Source organism: Treponema ruminis (assembly GCF_014201975.1).
GTDB lineage: Bacteria > Spirochaetota > Spirochaetia > Treponematales > Treponemataceae > Treponema_D > Treponema_D ruminis.
Window position 1 is genome coordinate 16,434 of record NZ_JACHFQ010000005.1, and the last position, 17,505, is coordinate 33,938.

Consider the following 17,505-nt stretch of genomic DNA (forward strand, 5'->3'; position numbering starts at 1 on the left):
TTTTCCTTATTAAAAAGCAAATTTCCAGGACAGTGTCATTGATGTTGACGGAACCCAAGTGTTCAAAAGTCCTTTTTGAAGCGAATCAATGTCCGGCGCAACTCCGAGACGAATATTTACGAACGGAGAAGTCATCTCAAAACCAAGTTCTGGCTGGAAAACGACGCCGTTAACCGAAGTGCCATTATCGATTTTGTTTTCGTCATAAGACCAATGAAGCATGGAGTCAACATATATTGAACTTCCAAAGTATTTACCCATATAAACAGTTGAATTGTCGATAAAGTTACCAACTGAAAGCTGCTTATTATTGGTGTTTTCGTCCATGCTCAATTTCAATGAATTCTGCACGACATTGGTTCGAATGGAAAATATATCAAAATTCAGCAATTCACGCAATGTATTCTCAACACGGCGCATGACCGTTGACTGAAGGAAGAAGTCGCCGCCCGAACCAAGGATGTCAGACATGCCGCTTGAATCAGCAGAAATTACCTGTCCGAGAAGCTGCATGATTTCACGCTCGGACTTTGCCGGGTTTGCGGAGAAGGTCGGATTAAAGCTGCTGACCGGCTGATTGTTTGCAGAAAGAATAATCGTGACCATGTTTCCATTTTCATCACGCTCTCGGGTTTCAGCGCGCAAAGTTACCTTAGGATCAATTGAATCCTGGGTCTCGTTGAATACGATTCTACCCTCTTTCATATAGAAGTTTCTGTTCAGCCAGGCAATCTCACCGCCACGCAGGGTGATGTCGCTCTTGAATTCCAGGTCGCCCGTATATGAGTCAAAATAAATCGACAGCGGAGTTCCAGGGGCAACTACACCTCGAAGGAAAGGATTGAAGAGAAGCTGAACTTTCTGACCGACGATAATGTCAAAATCAACGTTTACGTTAATGTCACTCTTGTCCTGGGTTGGAACGGATGCAAGAATATTGTCCAGAGAGAACTGATTCTGCAGGGAAGTCGCGACAATCTCTACGTCGGTATTATCAGCGATAACGAAGCCGGAAATACTGACGTCATTCGGCAGGGTGTAGGCCAGATCGAGGTTTCCGCTGGCAAGTCCCTTGGCATGAATGAATGGGAATGACAAATCAAGCGGAACCTTGCGGTTATCATCTATATTAATCTTTAATTCCAGAGAATTCGGAAGCCAGCGGTTGAATTCCATTCTATATTCTACCGTTGCAAGACCTTTGCCCAAAGTAACCAGAGTCGGCGGAACGACTGCCTCTCCATGTCCAACCGTCATTATGACTTTATCAGCATGGAGATAGTTTTTCGAGATAAACGGAATCACGAAATTCGGATGGGCAACGCTGAAGGCTCCGGTAAATTCCGGGTCAGTGGTAAGGCCTGAAATTCGAACGGCACCGGTGAGCAGGCCTGAGTTAAAGCTTACGAAAGGAATTTCAACCTCTGAGCAGATAAAGCGCATGTCGGCTACGATTCCGGTCAAATCAAGGTTGAGGTTATTCTGGCTGACCTTTCCGTTAAGATTGAACTGTATCGGGCTTTTCTTTCCGGCAATGGCAGAAATCATTCCGTCGGTCGTGTAAGAAGCCTTAAAGCCGTTCTCGACATCAGTCATCAGGTCAAAGCGGCCGGGACTGTGGACAGCCATTATGTTCAAAGGGAAGTCACTGGCAATAAAATCACCGGTAACTTTTGGAGAGCGCAGATTTATTGAATAATAGTCAGGCAGGCCGAATTTTTTCTCCGGCGCAGAACCGTCAAGCCTGATTTCAAAAGGAGCATGCAGGGTCTTTCCCGCAAGGTTTGCATCAATCGTAAAGGAGGCGTTTCCGTTAAAGAGGGCTGGATTGAAGAAGGCGTTTATGTCAGAAACTTTCAAAACCGACCAGTCGCAGTTCAAGTCAGCGATATGGGCACCTGTATCGTCATAAATAAAAGAACCGCTCGTAACAAGAGGATAGCCGTAAAGAAGGATCGACGATCGGTGGAGGATGACTGAAACAAAAGGATTGCTGACAGTTCCGCTCGCTGAAAGTTCGGCTGAAATCGTGTTCTCAGGATTCTGGAAGGTCATAAGCCTTGCAGAAGGGAAAGCCTCCACCGATGCATCAAGAGAAATGTAGAAATCATTCATGATGGCGTCAAGAGAGAAAGGAAGCTGGCCCGGATTAGCCAGATCAGCGGAAAGAGTAAGCTTTTCGTTTGAAATCGGACTCTGGGCGTTAAGGGAAGCGTGAATTGAATCAAAAATTCCATCATTCAGGTTCCAGACAAAAGTTCCTGAGCCGTCAAGTGACGAAACTGAATCAGAATATGCGAGCGTGTTGAGGACAAATCCGTATTTACTGAGGGAGCCTGAAAGAGCCAGGTAAGGACTGAACTGCAGGTAGGCCGAAGGTTCCTCAATCTCAAGGCTTACGACATCGACGTCAAATCCGCTCTCACGGTTCCAGTGAAGAATCGAACTTGTCGTAGCCGCAAAGACATATTTTCCCACGCCAAAAGGAAGACGGTTGAACTGCAGGGTTGCACCAATCTGCTCGTCGATTGAAACGACCGCGTCAAAATCATAATCACCGGAAATCGAAATCCAGTCCGGGGTGACGTTTCCAAAGAAGCGGTATGGCACGGAATTTACAGTCAAATCGCTGACGAAAGAGAATTCTGTCAGGGTGTCGGCGAAATCCAAAGAAATTTCTGCATGTGCGGACTGATGGCCGAAGAGCAGGTCAAACTGACTTATCTGGAAAGTCTGCTTTGAGCCGTCAATGGCAAAACGCAAAAGCTCAAGGTCCTTCTCGGTGTTAGCAAAAAGATTTTCAGGAGCATTCAGGGTAAATTCCTTGAAGTCGGTAGAAAAATATGCTTCCGTCGTGCAGATATAAGGCCTCAGGCTCTTTGATACAGCCGCAAGACTCTCCGCATTTTCCTGGGGCAGGAAGAAGGCAAGGGTATCAACGATACTGTCAGCAAAGACATTGGAGACGATTACATTGGCCTGAAGAAATTTCTGCTTATCGGTCAAAAGACTGCCCTCAATCTGGACACGGCCGATTTCCTCATAATCAGGATGGGCGAAGTCCAAAAGCTCGAATTCGAAGTCGACGGACTTTTCGCCAGGCAGGGCCGTAAACTGGACACCGGTAAAGCTTTTTTCGTTCATGAAAATCTGGGGAGAAACACAGGTAAAGCCGTTTCGGTAAGGGTCGACATAGACTTCCGTCGAAATGATTCCGCCGTTTTTGAGGGCCAGGTAATTGAGATTGAAAAGGCCCGAAGGCTGTAATTTCTTGAAGTCGAAGGAGCCTGCAAAATCAGCATCAACAAAAGAACCCTTTGCAGCAAGTTTTTTAACATCCAGCTTTTCCTTGTTTCCCTGGCATTTCAGGGCCAGGCTCATGCCCTCTCCAATCAGTTTTTTGGAAAGGCCGATGGAAATGTCCGAAGAATAAGACAAGTCATCCGCACTGACTTTTCCTGAGACAGAGCCTGAAATTACGCTTCCGTCGATTTTTTGAATCATTGGATTTTTCCGCCGGATTGAAAGCAGCTTGAGGGGGTTAAAGCGGTCAAAGTCGCCGGAAAAGGAAAGGCTTGAATCATCAAAATCATAGCAGGCATAGAGGGAGAATGGCAGAACCGTGCGCATGGTACGGATTTCAGTCTTTTTGTCCGAGTAATTGACCAGCATGTCCAGTCGCGAAAGGGAATAATCCGCCCCGCTTGAGCCAGAGAGGGTCAGAAGGGCCGAACTGCCTTCAAAATTCGGGAAGAAAGTTCCTGAAACAGAAAAACCGCAGGCAAAAGACGACCATTTTCCGTTGGTCTTGAAAAGCCCGGTCTTGTAGGACAGCTTGCCGGAAGTGTTGATTCCGATTCCGTCCGAGAAATTAAAGTCCTTGAGGTTCAAGGTTTTGAGGGTCGCAAGCAGGTCATTCTGAGAATCCGTGTAGTGGAGCGAAAGATTTTTTATAATCACGTCCAGAGGAATGTCAATTTCCTTGTCATCGACGGAAAGCTTAGTGTTCTTTTCAAGAGCCAGCAGGTCTTCTGCATCAGTTTCTTTTTCTGCCTTTCCGGATTTTCGTTTTTCGAGCAGATTTTTGATTTTTTCAACGAAGTCAGAATCCTTGACTGAGTCATATTCCAGGGCTACGCCGTTGAGGGTGAGGCTTTTGAGGGCTACCTTTGGATTTTTTGAGAAAAAGCCTGAAACGTTATATGAAAGCGAGGCCCTCTTGATTCCGGCGATTTTATTTCTTGTTGAAACCTCGTAAATCGAAATGTTTTTGAAATTGATTCCGATAAAAATTGACGGTGAAAGAGACTGATATGAAAAAGCAAGTCCTGTTTCGTCCTGGAGCTTCTGGGAAAGCTGATTTTCGAAGGCCTGCAGAGACTCCTGAATGCGCAGATAGGTCGGACGTACAAGAGCGAGTACCGCAATGAGGAGAAAAATGAATATAGCACTTCCGAGGCTGACGCCAAGATTTTTGGACTTCATCGTTAAAAATTCAGAGACTTCTTCTCTTCAAATATCGGCATATAATAAAGTAGCAATTAGAAATTAGCAATGCGGAATAAATTAAAAAACTCTCATCTTTGATATTTAAAATCTGTGCGTTCTGTGGTAATCTTAGCAAGTTTCAAAAGGTGATATTATGATTTTAAAAAATTTTATTGTTTTTGAAGGAATAGACGGAGCCGGAACAAGCACTCAGATTAAAATCCTGCAGAAGCGAAAGGATGCAGAAAGATTTTTCTTTACGACCGAACCGACTGACAGCGAGACCGGAAAATTCTTACGGAAAATGCTCAAAGGCGATGTAGAACTCGACCCACGAACAAGCGCATTTTTGTTCGCCGCTGACAGGAACGAGCACCTTTACGGAAAGGGGGGCACAAACTGCGGCGTCATCGAGCAGGCCCAGAAAGGCAAAATCGTCGTAAGCGACCGCTATTTATTTTCAAGCCTGACTTACCAGAGCGTAACCTGCGGAGACGAGCTTCCCCGCCGCTTAAACGAAAGTTTTCCCCTTCCGGAGATTTTATTTTTCTTCGACATCAATCCTGAAATCTCCTTGAAGCGGGTTTTGGGCCGTGGCGAAACTGAAATTTACGAAAAGCTGGACTTTCAGAAGGCAACGGCTGAGCGTTACAGGGCCGTAATCGACGAGTACGAAAAAATGAATACAGGCATGAAGATTGTCCACCTGGACGCAAGCCAGCCTGTCGAAAAAGTTGCGGATTTAATAAATCAGCACATCTTGCCGATACTGTAAGAGATGAAAAAGATTTTTTCCGCCATTTTTCTGGCTTTTTTTGCATTTTTCTCGATTTTGCCGGGCTATTCCTACATGGTCAAATTCAAAGAGGACTATTACAAGCTCTTTCACGTCCACTACCAGCAGTATCCCGACGACTGCATTGAAAACATTTACTGGCTGGAGCAGGCCGTCAAGGCAGATTTCTGCAATCCGCTGTATGCTCCTGTAAAAATCAATGATGAGAAAGACTGGGAAAAATACCGCTATCTCTTTATGATGCATATAAATCTAAAACTGATTGAGCAGCATGTAAGGCTGGGCCGGGTTTACGACAAGCAGGTGGCTCATTTTTACGATGCCCCCTGGCGGGATGCCTACATAGAAAACCTGAACAAGGCAAAGACCTGCTACGAGGCTGGGCTTTACTACTGGCGTGAGGCAAAACTCTGGGCCGAAAAGGCAAACGTGGGCAAATTCAAATTCCTGATTCTGCAGGACATTCAGAACTGGGAAGACGAGCGGGAAAGGATAGGGACAGGCAAGCTTGACTACGAAAAAATCCTCAACCGCGAACTTGCAAGAGTCAACAAAGTGATTGAAGAATTTGAAAAAATGAACAAAGACTATTAAAAAAAGGAACCGAGGAAATTATGACATTTGAAGAAAAAGACATTATTTATCCGCCCCTGCATCCTGGTACTGACAGAACTTTTATCCGCTTTTATGACGGCGAACTTGATTTGAACTCGATTTTTTATGCCGGAGAAAAGGATTCACTTCCCCAGCGCATTTTCGTGACTGACACATCTGTAGCAGCCCTTCCGGTAATGCATTCATTTATAGATTTTTTCCGGGGCGAGGATTTTTCTCATCCCAAGATTGAGGCAGGATTCACCGGCAAGCGCGGAAAAGACGTTCTTTTGATTCTCGGAGCCGGAGAGACTTTCAAAACAATCGAAAGCGTACTTGCAATCGTAAAGGCAGCCCTGGACAATAACGGCCAGCGCTCGGCAGTTTTCGTCGGAATCGGTGGCGGCGTCATCACGGACATGACGGCTTTTGCGGCTTCAATCTTCAAGCGGGGCGCCCACTGTGAGCTTGTTCCGACAACCCTTCTTTCAATGGTCGATGCGGCTGTCGGCGGCAAGACAGGCTGTGATTTTGATTCATACAAAAACATGATAGGCTCTTTCTTCCCGGCCCAGAAAATCCACATCTGCCCCAGCTTTATCGAAAGCCTTTCAGAGCGAGAATACCGCTCAGGCATGGCAGAACTTGTAAAGACAGCCCTTCTCTACGAACCTGAATTTTTCGAGCGGATTGAAAAAAATCCGGAAGCTTTGAATGACCGCAAGGGCGCTCTCATCAAAGAGGGAATCAGAATCTGCGTAAACGCAAAGGCAAAGGTCGTTGAGCAGGATTTGACCGAAAAGAACATCCGCATGCAGCTGAACCTGGGCCACACTTTCGGCCACGCCCTTGAATCAATGTCAGGACTTGGAGTTGTAGCTCACGGTGACGGAGTTGCCTGGGGAATGGCAAGGGCCGCAGACCTTTCCCAGAGACTCGGGCTCTGCACAAAAGAATATGCAAAGCGCGTAAAAAACTTCCTCGCATCTTTTGGCTGGGAAACGGAGCCTGTTCACCCGGCAATGAAGGAAAAGTACGCAAGTGACGAAGAAATCGCCAAAGTTCTTGTGAACGCAATGAAAAAGGACAAGAAGAATTCTTCGGACAGAATCCGCTTCATTTTGCAGGAAAATATCGGGGAAACGGTAATCACCGAAGTTCCGGAAGAGGACATTCTTGCTGTACTGAAATAAACAGTCGTCCTTATTTCACTCATTTAAAATGAGTTTATTTCTCAAGTTTTGCTCGTTCTCACTCTGTACCAAATTAAAAAATTCTCATTCATAATGGGAGAATGAATGAAAATCAGGCCAATTTTATTCAAAACATGAAGTATTACAGAAGGCGGGCTAGCTTGTCTCAGGCTCAGCTGGCAGAATACTGCGACGTCTCTAACGGAACAATCGGAAATATCGAATGTGGCGTGACAAAACCTTCTTTTGACCTGATTTTTGCGATTGCAAAGGCACTTTCGATTAATGCGGCGGACCTTTTCAAGGATTCCCTCAAAGAGACAAAACTTTCATCTTCACAGGTTGAAATCGTAAGCGAGACGGTAAATTCAGCGGTTAATGAGGCAGTCACAAAGGCGCTGAAGGATTTGCGCTTCCGTATCGAACATTAACGGACATCCATGTCCTGACAAGTTTTTGACAAGCAAAAACTTGCGGGTCAACTGGCTTTGTGCCGCCTCCATGCGGCAATTTTCTATTCCAAGAAATTTTCGATCTTAGTTCGGACGGATTCGTCTGGGATCAGGCTGGCTGTGCTGAGGACTTTGGCTTTTTTCATCATGGCTTTGGCTTCGTCCTCGCTGATGCCTCGGCTCTGCATGTAGAAAAGCTCGTCGGCTCCAAGCCTGCCCAGGGTGGCTCCGTGGGTGCCGGCTACGTTTTCTTCGTCGCAGAGAATCATCGGGATTGACTTATTGATTGCGGTGCGGCTCATGAGGAGAGTTTCTTCCTGCTCGTCACCTGTCGCGTCGGTACAGCCCCGCTTAAAATCTATTGTTCCGCGGTAAGTTTTTAATGCGGAATCCCCGACAACGCCCTTCACAATCATCTTTGTATCAGATTTTGCGCCGTGATGGTTTACAAGATAGTTCATGTCGAGAATCTGACCATTTTCAGTGATGTAGGCCGTGTCGCTCTTGAATTTTGACTCGTAGCCATTAAGTTCGTTTTTGACCTGAGCGTAGACTTTGCTTCCGCCAAGCTCAATCTGAGTCACTTCGATTTTTGCGCCGTCGTCACACACGCCTTCAGTGTCGTCAATCTGAACGTAATTTTCGCCCAAAAGCTGAACCTTTACGAGATGGATTTTTGAGTAAGGCTTTGCGACCAGCTTTGTTTTGACGGAAGAAAAACCGCCAGCCTTTCGATCCGATGTATAATCCAAAATCACAGTGATTTCTGCATTTTCTTCTGCAGTAATGACTTGCTCGTGCTCGTAGCGCTTTCCGTCCTCAAAGACAAGGGGAAGGCTGACGATTTCGCCCTTTTTGCTGGCGGTGATTTCCTTTTTTTCGCTGATGATTTCAGAAGCTGCCTCAACTTCAAGGGATGCCCGGTTCATTTTGAGCCAGTTCCAGGTGAGGCAAGGGATTTTATTTATTTCGCTATATTTTAATGTTTCTGCCATAATTTCTAATTCCTAACTGCGAATTACAGACTTCCTTTCATCTCAAGACGAATCAGGTTGTTCATCTCAACGGCGTATTCAAGCGGAAGCTCCTTTGAGACAGGATTTGCAAAACCTGAGACAATCATGGTCCTTGCCTCTTCCTCGCTGATTCCCCGGCTCATCAAATAGAAGACCGCGTCGTTTGAGATTCGGCCGATTTTTGCCTCGTGACCTACGTCGCAGTCATCAGTGTGGATGTCCATTGCAGGAACTGTGTCGCTTCGGGAAATATTGTCCAGCATCAAACTTTCGCATGAAACGCTGGCCTTGCTGCCTGTTGCTTCCTTTCCGATGTAGATTGCGCTTCGGTATGTTGAAATGCCGCCTGATTTTGAAAGAGACTTTGTCGTGATTACGCTTGTTGTGTTCGGCGCGATGTGAACCATTTTGGCGCCTGTATCAAGGTTCTGACCGGCACCTGCAAATGTAACGCCAGTAAATTCAGCGCGCGCTCCACGACCAATCAAGTCACTCTGAGGATAAAGATATGAAATGTGGCTTCCGAATGAGCCTGAAACCCACTCGATTGAGCCGCCCTCTTCAACCCTGGCACGCTTGGTGTTGAGGTTGTACATGTTCTTTGACCAGTTTTCGACCGTTGAATAGCGAAGGTGAGCTCCCTTTTTGACATAAAGCTCAACGCAACCTGCATGAAGGTTTGCGACGTTATATTTTGGAGCAGAACAGCCTTCGATAAAGTGCAAGTCCGCTCCCTCGTCAACGATAATCAGGGTGTGCTCGAACTGACCGGCTCCCTTTGCATTTAAGCGGAAATAAGACTGAAGGGGAATCTCGACCTTTACGTTCTTTGGAACATAAACGAATGAACCGCCTGACCAGACAGCCCCGTGAAGAGCAGCGAATTTGTGGTCATTTGGCTTTACCAGCTGCATGAAGTGCTCTTTTACCATGTCAGCGTAAGGACCGCGAAGAGAACTTTCAAAGTCAGTGTAGATTACGCCCTGCTTTGCAACTTCATCCTGCAAATTGTGGTAGACAAGCTCCGAGTCATACTGAGCTCCGACTCCGGCAAGGGAGGTGCGCTCAGCCTCAGGAATACCGAGCTTTTCAAAAGTGTCTTTAATGTCGTCAGGAACGTCTTCCCACTTACCCTGCATTTTTGTGTTGGGGCGGACGTATGTTGCGATTTCGTCGATGTTAAGCCCGGAAATGTCCGGTCCCCACTCAGGAACGCGAAGCTCGTTGTAGATTTTGAGGGCGTTCTGGCGGAATTCACGCATCCAGTCAGGGTCGTTTTTGTCGTCAGAAAGTTTTGATACGATTTCTGCCGTAAGACCTGCCTTGTTGCGGTAAAAGCCCTTTTCCTCGTAGCGGAAGTCGTAGGGAGAAGAATCTATGCTCTTTATGTTGTCTTTTTCGTTTTCCATAATTATTTTATAAACTGTTCAAATCCGTTTTCGTTAATCTGCTCTACGAGCGAACCGTCGCCCTCTTTTATGATTTTGCCTTTTACGAGGACATGAGTTTTATCAACGTGAAGGCTTTCGAGAATTTTTGTCGAGTGAGTGATGATGATGAGGGCTCCGTTCATGCGCTTCTGATATTCTTCGATGCCTTTTGAAACCGTGCGGACTGCATCAACGTCAAGGCCAGAATCTGTTTCGTCGAGGATTGCAAGTTTTGGGCTGAGCATCAAAAGCTGAAGGATTTCGCTCTTTTTACGCTCACCGCCTGAAAATCCTACGTTCAAGTCGCGGCTGGCATAGCTTTCGTCCATATTGAGGAGCTTCATCGTCTCCTTAAGCTGCTTTTGGAACTGGAAAAGCTTAACCCGCTCGCCGGTCTTCTGCTGCAAGGCCGTGCGGATGAAAGATTCAAGTGAAATGCCCGGAACTTCAAGAGGCTGCTGGAAGCTCAAAAAAATGCCCTTTGCAGCACGCTTGTCAGCTCCCATCTCGGTGATGTCCTCGCCGTCAAAGAAAATCTTTCCGTCACTAACGGTATAACGCGGATTTCCCATGATTGTATAGCCCAGGGTCGATTTTCCCGCGCCGTTTGGTCCCATGAGGACATGAGTTTCGCCTGGATTGACGGTCAGAGAAATGCCGTCAAGCACATGCTTTTTTTCTATATCAACATTAAGGTTCTGAATTTCAAGTAAATTAGCCATGACAGAAATATAGCGAATTTTTGCCGTTTAGACAATGAAAAAGAGGTAATAACCTAGTATTTTTATGGGAAAATCAAAAGACCATTAAACTTATCGCTCTTTTTACCCTCTTCTGATATACTTCTTTCATGAAATTTACGCGCTTTATTTCCTTTTTTCTTATTTTTCTTCTACTTAGTCAGTCTGCATTTTCACTTGGCAAAAAAGACAAAGACTCAGACACCTCAGAAAATACCAGCAGCAAAGAAGAAAAGATTCCAAAAGAGGTCATCACGATTGACCTGCTGCTCGACACCAAAAAGCCCAATCCGCAAAATCATTTCAACTGGAAGTCTTCCGCAAAAACATCGGGCACGACAAGTTCTTCCAGCTCCACAAATTCAGAAAAATCCTACAAAGACTATTTCGACGCCCTTTCCGGAGCTTCAAAAGTCCACAGTACAAAATATTTCCGAGAAGCCACACTTGATTCAAGCAAAAAAAATCTCCGCACGCCAAAAGGATTGAGAAACCTCTGCCTTTACGCCGTTGCAAATCCGGAAAGCCTTTCAAAAGACAATTTTCTTGTAAACCAGGAAGGCAAAAAAGTGACTATTACATTCAGTCATCGGGAAAATTCCTACAAAATCGAAAGCGATGAAAACGGCATCATTAACGTTCCCCAGGGATTTTTTATAAAAATCAAGGAAAAGCCGGCCGAAAAACCAGAAAAAGAAGTAAAAACTGAAGAAAAGAAGGATGAAGCAGAAGCCGTCACTGAAGAAGCAAAGCCCGAAGAAGTCCAGACGGAATTCCAAAAAGACCAGCCACTTGATTCACTGACCGCAATTTTCAAGGGCAAACTGACTGCAAACCTCACAAACGAGGGAATCCTTACGCTAAAAGGAAAGATTAAAGTTGAAAAGCGGGAAGAAGATAAAGAATCAAAATAAATTGTAAAAAATAGACTCCCAGCGGGAACAGTTACAAAGACGAATAAACAGCAAAGACCTACGGAGTCTGGGTTCGTCCCTGCCTCCGTATGTCTTTGCTAGTTTATTACAACTTATTACAGTTTTTCAGCGATTTTATCGATGAACTGCCAGCTGTCTACAACTTCTTTTGCAGGTGGGTTTGCAAGTCGTGCAAGGTCGCCTGTCATTGTTCCCTCTTCAATTGTGTCGAGGGTTGCTTTTTCGAGACGTTTTGCAAAATCAGCAAGCTCAGGAGTGTTGTCGAGCTCAGCCCGCTTTGCAAGTGCTCCAGTCCATGCGAAAATCAATGCTACAGGGTTTGTAGAAGTCTTTTCGCCCTTCTGGTAGCGGTAGTAGTGCTTCTGGACTGTACCGTGGCTTGCCTCGTACTCGTATTTTCCGTCCGGGCTTACGAGAACTGAAGTCATCATGGCCAAAGAACCACATGCAGAAGCGATCATGTCGCTCATGACGTCACCGTCGTAGTTTTTACATGCCCAGAGCATTCCGCCCTCGCTCTTCATGATTCGTGCTACAGCATCGTCAATCAGAGTGTAGAAATATTCAAGGCCGGCTTTGTCAAACTTCTCTTTGTATTCAGAATCAAAAACGCGCTGGAAGATTTCCTTGAAGTTGCCGTCGTAAGTCTTTGAGATTGTGTCCTTTGTGCCCAGCCATACGCTGATTTTCTGATCGAGGGCGTATGTGAAGCAGCAGCGGGCAAAGCTTTCGATTGATTTGTCGAGGTTGTGGATTCCCTGAATGATTCCAGGTCCCTTCATTTCCATGATAGTTTTGCGGATTTCTTTTCCATCCTCGCCGGTGAAGACAAGCTCTGCCTTTCCTGCGCAAGGAGTTTTAATCTCGCAGTTTTTGTAAACGTCGCCGTAAGCGTGTCGTCCGAGGACAATAGGCTTTTTCCAGCTTGTGACGTTGCACTGAACGTTCTTAACGAAAATAGGTGCACGGAAAACAGTGCCGTCAAGCTCGCCACGGATGATTCCGTTCGGGCTCGGGGTAAGCTGCTTAAGGTTGTATTCTTTTACACGGGCTGCGTTTGACGTGATTGTAGCGCATTTTACGCCAACGCCAAGACGTTTGATGGCAGCAGCACTTTCATATGTGACTTTGTCGTCAGTATCATCGCGGTGCTTCAAGCCCAAATCATAATATTCGGTTTTCAAATCGACGAAAGGCTCAAGAAGTTTTTCTTTGATAACCGCCCACAGAACTCTAGTCATTTCATCGCCGTCAAGTTCGGCGATTGCGTTTTTCATCTGAATTTTTGCCATAATGCGAGAATTATATAAAAAATGCATTAAAATGTATAGAAAGGCTTTAAATTTTTAGCTTTTAAGTTTATATTTATTGTAATTTAAGAATTTATAATACAGCTTATGTTATTATAAGTTGAAAAGACTTAAGAATTGTAATTTTTTACGATTTTTATCAAAATTTTTGGAGGTATTTATGCGAGTATTATTGGTTGAAGACGAAGAAGGTCTCTCTCAGGCATTGGTTGAAATTTTCAAGAAAAACCGAATCAGCATTGATGCTGTTCTCGACGGCAAAGAAGGTCTCAAATATGCAGAATCAGGAATCTACGATGTTCTCGTTCTTGACATCATGCTTCCTGGAGTTGACGGAATTTCTATCCTCAAAACTCTCCGTGAAAATCACAACAATGTTCCTGTCATTTTCCTCACAGCAAAAGATGACGTTACTGACAAAATCACAGGTCTTGACGCAGGTGCCGATGACTACCTCACAAAACCTTTCTCAAGCGACGAGCTTCTTGCACGCGTAAGGGCACTTTCACGCCGCAAGGGTGAGTTAAAAGAAGATTCAGTCACATTCGGTGACCTTACACTCAACAAAAAGAACTGCGAGCTTCAGTCTTCAACAGGCGAAGCAATCAAACTTTCCCTCAAGGAATATCAGATTCTCGACCTTTTGTTCGAAAATCCACACCAGATCATCACAAAAGAGCAGCTCATCGAAAAAATCTGGGGCGGCGATTCAAATGCAGAATACAACAACGTTGAGGTTTACATCTCATTCATCCGAAAGAAGATTGAGAACCTCAAGGTAGGCATCCGAATCCGCACTGCACGAGGAATCGGTTACTCTCTCGAAGACGAGACCCGTTAATAATAATTCCGTTCCGGAGGGAGCCTATGCAGGTCATTAAACAGCTCAAAGTCAAATTTGTTTATTCGATGATTTTTATCGAAATGTTTGTTTTCGCCACAATTTTGCTTACGCTCAACGTAACAATCACAAGGCGGGAATCAAACGAGACAAAAGAGTTTCTTGTATTTCTTGCAAATAATAACGGTCATAGTCCGCGGCCAAGGCTGTTTAATGATAAAATGATCCCCCGGCAAAAGCAGAACGAGCTTCTGATGGACATCGATGCGACTTCTTCGGCAAGCAGGGAGCGACCGGAAGATTTCCTTCATACAATCACTGATGTTTTCCGAATCGAAAGGACAAGTCAGGCCAACCTGCGTAATTATTTTTCCGTCAAAGTCAATTCAGACAATTCCATCATGGAGCTCATTCAGGACTTCCCTTTAAACTACACGAACGACGAAATCAATCACCTCGTCAAGGAAATCCGCAAAAGCGGCAAAAAGCACGGCTCACTGAGCGGTGTCAGCTTTTACATCCGCGATCTCAGGGGCAACCAGCAGCTTATCTGTATGGTCAACCGCAACTCCGAGCTTAAGACACTGAGCAAACTTTATACTTACTCTACCCTGCTTTATCTTTTCAGTATAATTGTTTCAGTCTTAATTTCAATTCCTATCTCAAATTACATGATTCGTCCTGCCGAAGACGCCTTTATCAAGCAGAAGCAGTTCATCGCAGACGCAAGTCATGAGCTTAAAACCCCGATTGCCGTAATCGGAGCAAACATTGACGTTCTTGAAAGCGAAATCAAGGGCAACAAGTGGCTTGATTACATCAAGACTGAAAACAAGCGCATGGGCGAACTTGTCAGGGATTTGCTTTACCTTGCCAAAAATGATGCTGGAAGGAACGAACTCACTTTCTGCGATTTCGACTTTTCAAATGCGGTCGAAAATTCAGTCCTTCCTTTTGAGGTCGTCGCTTTTGAAGCAGGTAAAACCCTCGAATTTGACATCGAAAAAGGTCTCACATGTAACGGTGACGAAAAATCACTCAAACAGATTTTCATCATTCTCGTGGACAATGCCCTCAAAAATTCAGAAGAAGGGGCTCACATCACTGTCAGGGCCTACGCTGAAGGTCAGAAAATCATTTACAAGGTCCGAAATACAGGTGCCGGAATCCCAAAAGAAGAGCTTGAAAAAATCTTCCTCCGCTTCTACCGCTCAGATTCATCACGAGTCCGAAAGACAGGCGGCTGCGGCTTAGGTCTTGCAATCGCACGGGCAATCGCTACAGACCACGACGGTACCCTAATAGCCGAAAGTGAACTTGGAGAGTGGGCAGAATTCACTCTGGCCATACCCAAAAAACGATAAAACTGATAAAATACAATTATGGAAACAAAAGAACTTTATCGCGAAATTTTAAACGAACACAATATAAATCCAAGTCACAAGACCGAAATGACCGGCGAAACACTCAGCTTGCAGGGAGTAAACCCCAGCTGCGGTGACAACATCACACTCAAATTAAAAGTTGAGGACGGAAATGTAAAGGACGGCGCTTTTTCAGGTTCAGGCTGTGCCATCTCTCAGGCCAGCTGCGACATGATGCTTGATTTAATCATAGGCAAAAGCGAAGAAGAAGCCCTCCGCCTCTGCGAAATCTTTATGGGCATGATTCAGGGAACCGTCACCGAAGAGCAGATTGAGGAACTCGACGAAGCAAGCGCCCTCCGCCAAATCCAACACATGCCTGCCCGCGTAAAATGTGCAGAACTGGGCTGGCGTACAATGAAGGAAATGCTGGGTCTCAAAAAAGATTCTGCAAGCGCATCAGCTGCCCACCCGGACTGCAAAATATCGTAATTGTACTGATATACGGCACTTTTATTCAAAACTCAGCTTTTCTCCCGCCTTTTCTCTTCCAAAGTCCATTCACTTTGTGATATAATCCTCTATCTTAATTTTTAATCGAGGAAATACCATGGCTATTACTTGGGAAAATCTTGACAAACTTTCTTCTTACAAAAAACTCCAGTCGCTCAAAAATGCTGTGAGCGTCAAAAAAGAGCTTTCAGACGCAAATGCTGCTGAAAGGGTCAAAAAATATTCAGTTCCAATGGGAGCAGGTCTTACTTACAACTACGCTGCAAAACAGGTCGATGACAAAGTTCTCGCAGTCCTCAAAGAGCTTGCAGCTGAAGCTCAGCTTACAGAAAAATTTGCTGCAACATACAACGGTGAAGTAATCAACACAGGTGAGAAGCGCATGGTATTGCACCACCTCTGCCGCGGTCAGCTCGGAAACAACGTCATGGCTGACGGAGCAAACAAACGCGACTTCTACATCAACGAGCAGAAACGCATCGCTGATTTCGCAGAGAAAGTTCACTCTGGAGCAATCGTAAACGCAAAGGGCGAAAAATTCACTACAGTCGTTCAGATTGGTATCGGTGGTTCTGATTTGGGCCCACGCGCTATGTACCTCGCTTTGGAAAACTGGGCAAAGGCTACTGGCACATTCAAAATGGAAGCAAAATTCATTTCGAACGTTGACCCTGACGACGCAACAGCAGTCCTCAAATCAACTGATTTGGCTCACTCAATCTTCATTCTTGTTTCAAAATCAGGAACAACACTTGAGACACTCACAAACGAATCATTCGTAAAGGACGCCCTCAAAAAAGCAGGTCTTGAGCCGTCTAAGCACATGATCGCAGTTACTTCTGAGACTTCTCCACTGGCTCACAACCCGGACTATCTCGAAGCATTCTACATGGATGACTACATCGGCGGCCGCTATTCTTCTACATCAGGAGTAGGCGGAGCTGTTCTTTCACTCGCATTCGGCGCAAAAGTATTCGACGACTTCCTCAAGGGAGCCGCTGAAGAAGACAAACTCGCTACAAACGAAGACATCCTCAAAAACCCGGCTCTCTTGGACGCCCTCATCGGAATCTACGAGCGCAACGTTCAGAATTATCCTGCAACAGCCGTTCTTCCATACTCACAGGCTTTGAGCCGCTTCCCTGCACACTTGCAGCAGCTCGACATGGAATCAAACGGAAAGAGCGTAAACCGCTTCGGTGACGCAATCGACTACGTTACAGGCCCGGTAATCTTCGGTGAGCCAGGCACAAACGGCCAGCACTCATTCTACCAGCTCCTTCACCAGGGAACAGACATCATTCCTCTCCAGTTCATCGCATTCAAAGAGAACCAGGCTGGAAACGATGTTGTAATCGAAGACTCAACAAGCCAGACAAAGCTCGGTGCAAACGTTACTGCCCAGATCATGGCATTCGCTTGCGGTAAAGCAGACTCTGACCCTAACAAATCTTTCGCAGGTGAGCGACCATCAAGCCTCATCTACGCAAAACAGCTCACACCAAGCGTACTCGGTGCCCTTCTCGCTCACTTCGAGAACAAGGTAATGTTCCAGGGCTTCGTATGGAACATCAACAGCTTCGACCAGGAAGGCGTTCAGCTGGGCAAAAAGCTCGCAAAGACAGTTCTCTCTGGAAAAGCCGATGGTGCATTAAAGGCTTATACTGAATTGTTAGACCTTTAATGCTGCACAGGATGTGCAGAAAAAGCAAAGAGAGAATTTTCTGCAAGAAAATTCTCGTACGAATCAGGAAATCCAAGGATGGATTTCCTGTTCGAAGCCTATACAGAGCTTTTGGACTTGTAAGATTTAAACCACAGATGAATACAGAT

The 17,505-nt window shown here is 45.5% G+C and carries 14 protein-coding genes; 9 read left to right on the forward strand and 5 right to left on the reverse strand.

All coding sequences use genetic code 11. The features are described 5' to 3' along the window. Positions 1 to 9: 9 nt before the first annotated feature. Positions 10 to 4,485: a translocation/assembly module TamB domain-containing protein gene (locus HNP76_RS07975; protein ID WP_184659287.1), complete on the reverse strand. Its 4,476-nt coding sequence runs from the start codon at positions 4,483 to 4,485 to the stop codon at positions 10 to 12. A gap of 157 nt (positions 4,486 to 4,642) precedes the next feature. On the opposite strand from HNP76_RS07975, the gene tmk reads away from it, so the two are divergent. The 4 genes from tmk (at position 4,643) to HNP76_RS07995 (ending at position 7,502) form a co-directional block, all read left to right on the forward strand. Beyond that, positions 4,643 to 5,263: a dTMP kinase gene (gene tmk / locus HNP76_RS07980; protein ID WP_184659289.1), complete on the forward strand. Its 621-nt coding sequence runs from the start codon at positions 4,643 to 4,645 to the stop codon at positions 5,261 to 5,263. A gap of 3 nt (positions 5,264 to 5,266) precedes the next feature. Then, positions 5,267 to 5,878, forward strand: coding sequence for a DUF8513 domain-containing protein (locus HNP76_RS07985; RefSeq protein ID WP_184659290.1), 612 nt, complete (start codon positions 5,267 to 5,269; stop codon positions 5,876 to 5,878). A gap of 20 nt (positions 5,879 to 5,898) precedes the next feature. Then, positions 5,899 to 7,071, forward strand: coding sequence for a 3-dehydroquinate synthase (locus tag HNP76_RS07990; protein ID WP_184659292.1), 1,173 nt, complete (start codon positions 5,899 to 5,901; stop codon positions 7,069 to 7,071). A 101-nt stretch (positions 7,072 to 7,172) separates the two neighbouring features. Then, a complete protein-coding gene (locus HNP76_RS07995; RefSeq protein WP_206173049.1) occupies positions 7,173 to 7,502 on the forward strand; it encodes a helix-turn-helix domain-containing protein in 330 nt (109 codons plus the stop codon). 83 nt (positions 7,503 to 7,585) lie between these two features. Here HNP76_RS07995 and HNP76_RS08000 read toward each other — a convergent pair whose 3' ends face one another. Genes HNP76_RS08000 through sufC form a run of 3 tightly spaced genes read right to left on the reverse strand, consistent with a single transcriptional unit; the run spans position 7,586 to position 10,691 of the window. Beyond that, positions 7,586 to 8,518, reverse strand: a complete 933-nt coding sequence (locus HNP76_RS08000) for a SufB/SufD family protein (protein WP_184659294.1) — start codon at positions 8,516 to 8,518, stop codon at positions 7,586 to 7,588. A gap of 23 nt (positions 8,519 to 8,541) precedes the next feature. Further along, a complete protein-coding gene (gene sufB, locus HNP76_RS08005; protein WP_184659296.1) occupies positions 8,542 to 9,948 on the reverse strand; it encodes a Fe-S cluster assembly protein SufB in 1,407 nt (468 codons plus the stop codon). Between the two features lie 2 nt (positions 9,949 to 9,950). After that, positions 9,951 to 10,691 (reverse strand): Fe-S cluster assembly ATPase SufC, encoded by a 741-nt coding sequence (sufC, locus tag HNP76_RS08010; RefSeq protein ID WP_184659298.1) that lies wholly within the window; start codon positions 10,689 to 10,691, stop codon positions 9,951 to 9,953. Between the two features lie 128 nt (positions 10,692 to 10,819). Here sufC and HNP76_RS08015 point away from each other — a divergent pair, with 128 nt between their 5' ends. Then, on the forward strand, positions 10,820 to 11,623 hold the full coding sequence (locus tag HNP76_RS08015) for a hypothetical protein (RefSeq protein ID WP_184659300.1): 804 nt from the start codon (positions 10,820 to 10,822) through the stop codon (positions 11,621 to 11,623). Positions 11,624 to 11,739: 116 nt separating this feature from the next. On the opposite strand, the gene HNP76_RS08020 is transcribed toward HNP76_RS08015, so the two are convergent. After that, positions 11,740 to 12,936: an NADP-dependent isocitrate dehydrogenase gene (locus HNP76_RS08020; protein ID WP_184659302.1), complete on the reverse strand. Its 1,197-nt coding sequence runs from the start codon at positions 12,934 to 12,936 to the stop codon at positions 11,740 to 11,742. 178 nt (positions 12,937 to 13,114) lie between these two features. Between HNP76_RS08020 and HNP76_RS08025 the strand changes: the two genes are divergently transcribed. From HNP76_RS08025 to HNP76_RS08040, 4 genes are all read left to right on the forward strand, one after another. Continuing rightward, positions 13,115 to 13,795 carry a response regulator transcription factor gene (locus tag HNP76_RS08025; RefSeq protein ID WP_184659304.1) on the forward strand — a complete coding sequence of 227 codons (681 nt, stop codon included), beginning with the start codon at positions 13,115 to 13,117 and terminating at the stop codon, positions 13,793 to 13,795. A 26-nt stretch (positions 13,796 to 13,821) separates the two neighbouring features. Further along, positions 13,822 to 15,159 (forward strand): sensor histidine kinase, encoded by a 1,338-nt coding sequence (locus HNP76_RS08030; RefSeq protein ID WP_184659306.1) that lies wholly within the window; start codon positions 13,822 to 13,824, stop codon positions 15,157 to 15,159. Between the two features lie 18 nt (positions 15,160 to 15,177). Then, positions 15,178 to 15,651: a Fe-S cluster assembly sulfur transfer protein SufU gene (gene sufU, locus HNP76_RS08035; RefSeq protein WP_184659308.1), complete on the forward strand. Its 474-nt coding sequence runs from the start codon at positions 15,178 to 15,180 to the stop codon at positions 15,649 to 15,651. A 118-nt stretch (positions 15,652 to 15,769) separates the two neighbouring features. Then, positions 15,770 to 17,356 carry a glucose-6-phosphate isomerase gene (locus HNP76_RS08040; protein WP_184659310.1) on the forward strand — a complete coding sequence of 529 codons (1,587 nt, stop codon included), beginning with the start codon at positions 15,770 to 15,772 and terminating at the stop codon, positions 17,354 to 17,356. Positions 17,357 to 17,505: the final 149 nt, after the last annotated feature.

What these genes read in the sequence shown, in the direction of transcription:
- HNP76_RS07975 (WP_184659287.1), bottom strand. Translation starts at nt 4,485, where the DNA reads ATGAAGTCCAAAAATCTTGGCGTCAGCCTCGGAAGTGCTATATTCATT.
- tmk (WP_184659289.1), top strand. Translation starts at nt 4,643, where the DNA reads ATGATTTTAAAAAATTTTATTGTTTTTGAAGGAATAGACGGAGCCGGA.
- HNP76_RS07985 (WP_184659290.1), top strand. Translation starts at nt 5,267, where the DNA reads ATGAAAAAGATTTTTTCCGCCATTTTTCTGGCTTTTTTTGCATTTTTC.
- HNP76_RS07990 (WP_184659292.1), top strand. Translation starts at nt 5,899, where the DNA reads ATGACATTTGAAGAAAAAGACATTATTTATCCGCCCCTGCATCCTGGT.
- HNP76_RS07995 (WP_206173049.1), top strand. Translation starts at nt 7,173, where the DNA reads ATGAATGAAAATCAGGCCAATTTTATTCAAAACATGAAGTATTACAGA.
- HNP76_RS08000 (WP_184659294.1), bottom strand. Translation starts at nt 8,518, where the DNA reads ATGGCAGAAACATTAAAATATAGCGAAATAAATAAAATCCCTTGCCTC.
- sufB (WP_184659296.1), bottom strand. Translation starts at nt 9,948, where the DNA reads ATGGAAAACGAAAAAGACAACATAAAGAGCATAGATTCTTCTCCCTAC.
- sufC (WP_184659298.1), bottom strand. Translation starts at nt 10,691, where the DNA reads ATGGCTAATTTACTTGAAATTCAGAACCTTAATGTTGATATAGAAAAA.
- HNP76_RS08015 (WP_184659300.1), top strand. Translation starts at nt 10,820, where the DNA reads ATGAAATTTACGCGCTTTATTTCCTTTTTTCTTATTTTTCTTCTACTT.
- HNP76_RS08020 (WP_184659302.1), bottom strand. Translation starts at nt 12,936, where the DNA reads ATGGCAAAAATTCAGATGAAAAACGCAATCGCCGAACTTGACGGCGAT.
- HNP76_RS08025 (WP_184659304.1), top strand. Translation starts at nt 13,115, where the DNA reads ATGCGAGTATTATTGGTTGAAGACGAAGAAGGTCTCTCTCAGGCATTG.
- HNP76_RS08030 (WP_184659306.1), top strand. Translation starts at nt 13,822, where the DNA reads ATGCAGGTCATTAAACAGCTCAAAGTCAAATTTGTTTATTCGATGATT.
- sufU (WP_184659308.1), top strand. Translation starts at nt 15,178, where the DNA reads ATGGAAACAAAAGAACTTTATCGCGAAATTTTAAACGAACACAATATA.
- HNP76_RS08040 (WP_184659310.1), top strand. Translation starts at nt 15,770, where the DNA reads ATGGCTATTACTTGGGAAAATCTTGACAAACTTTCTTCTTACAAAAAA.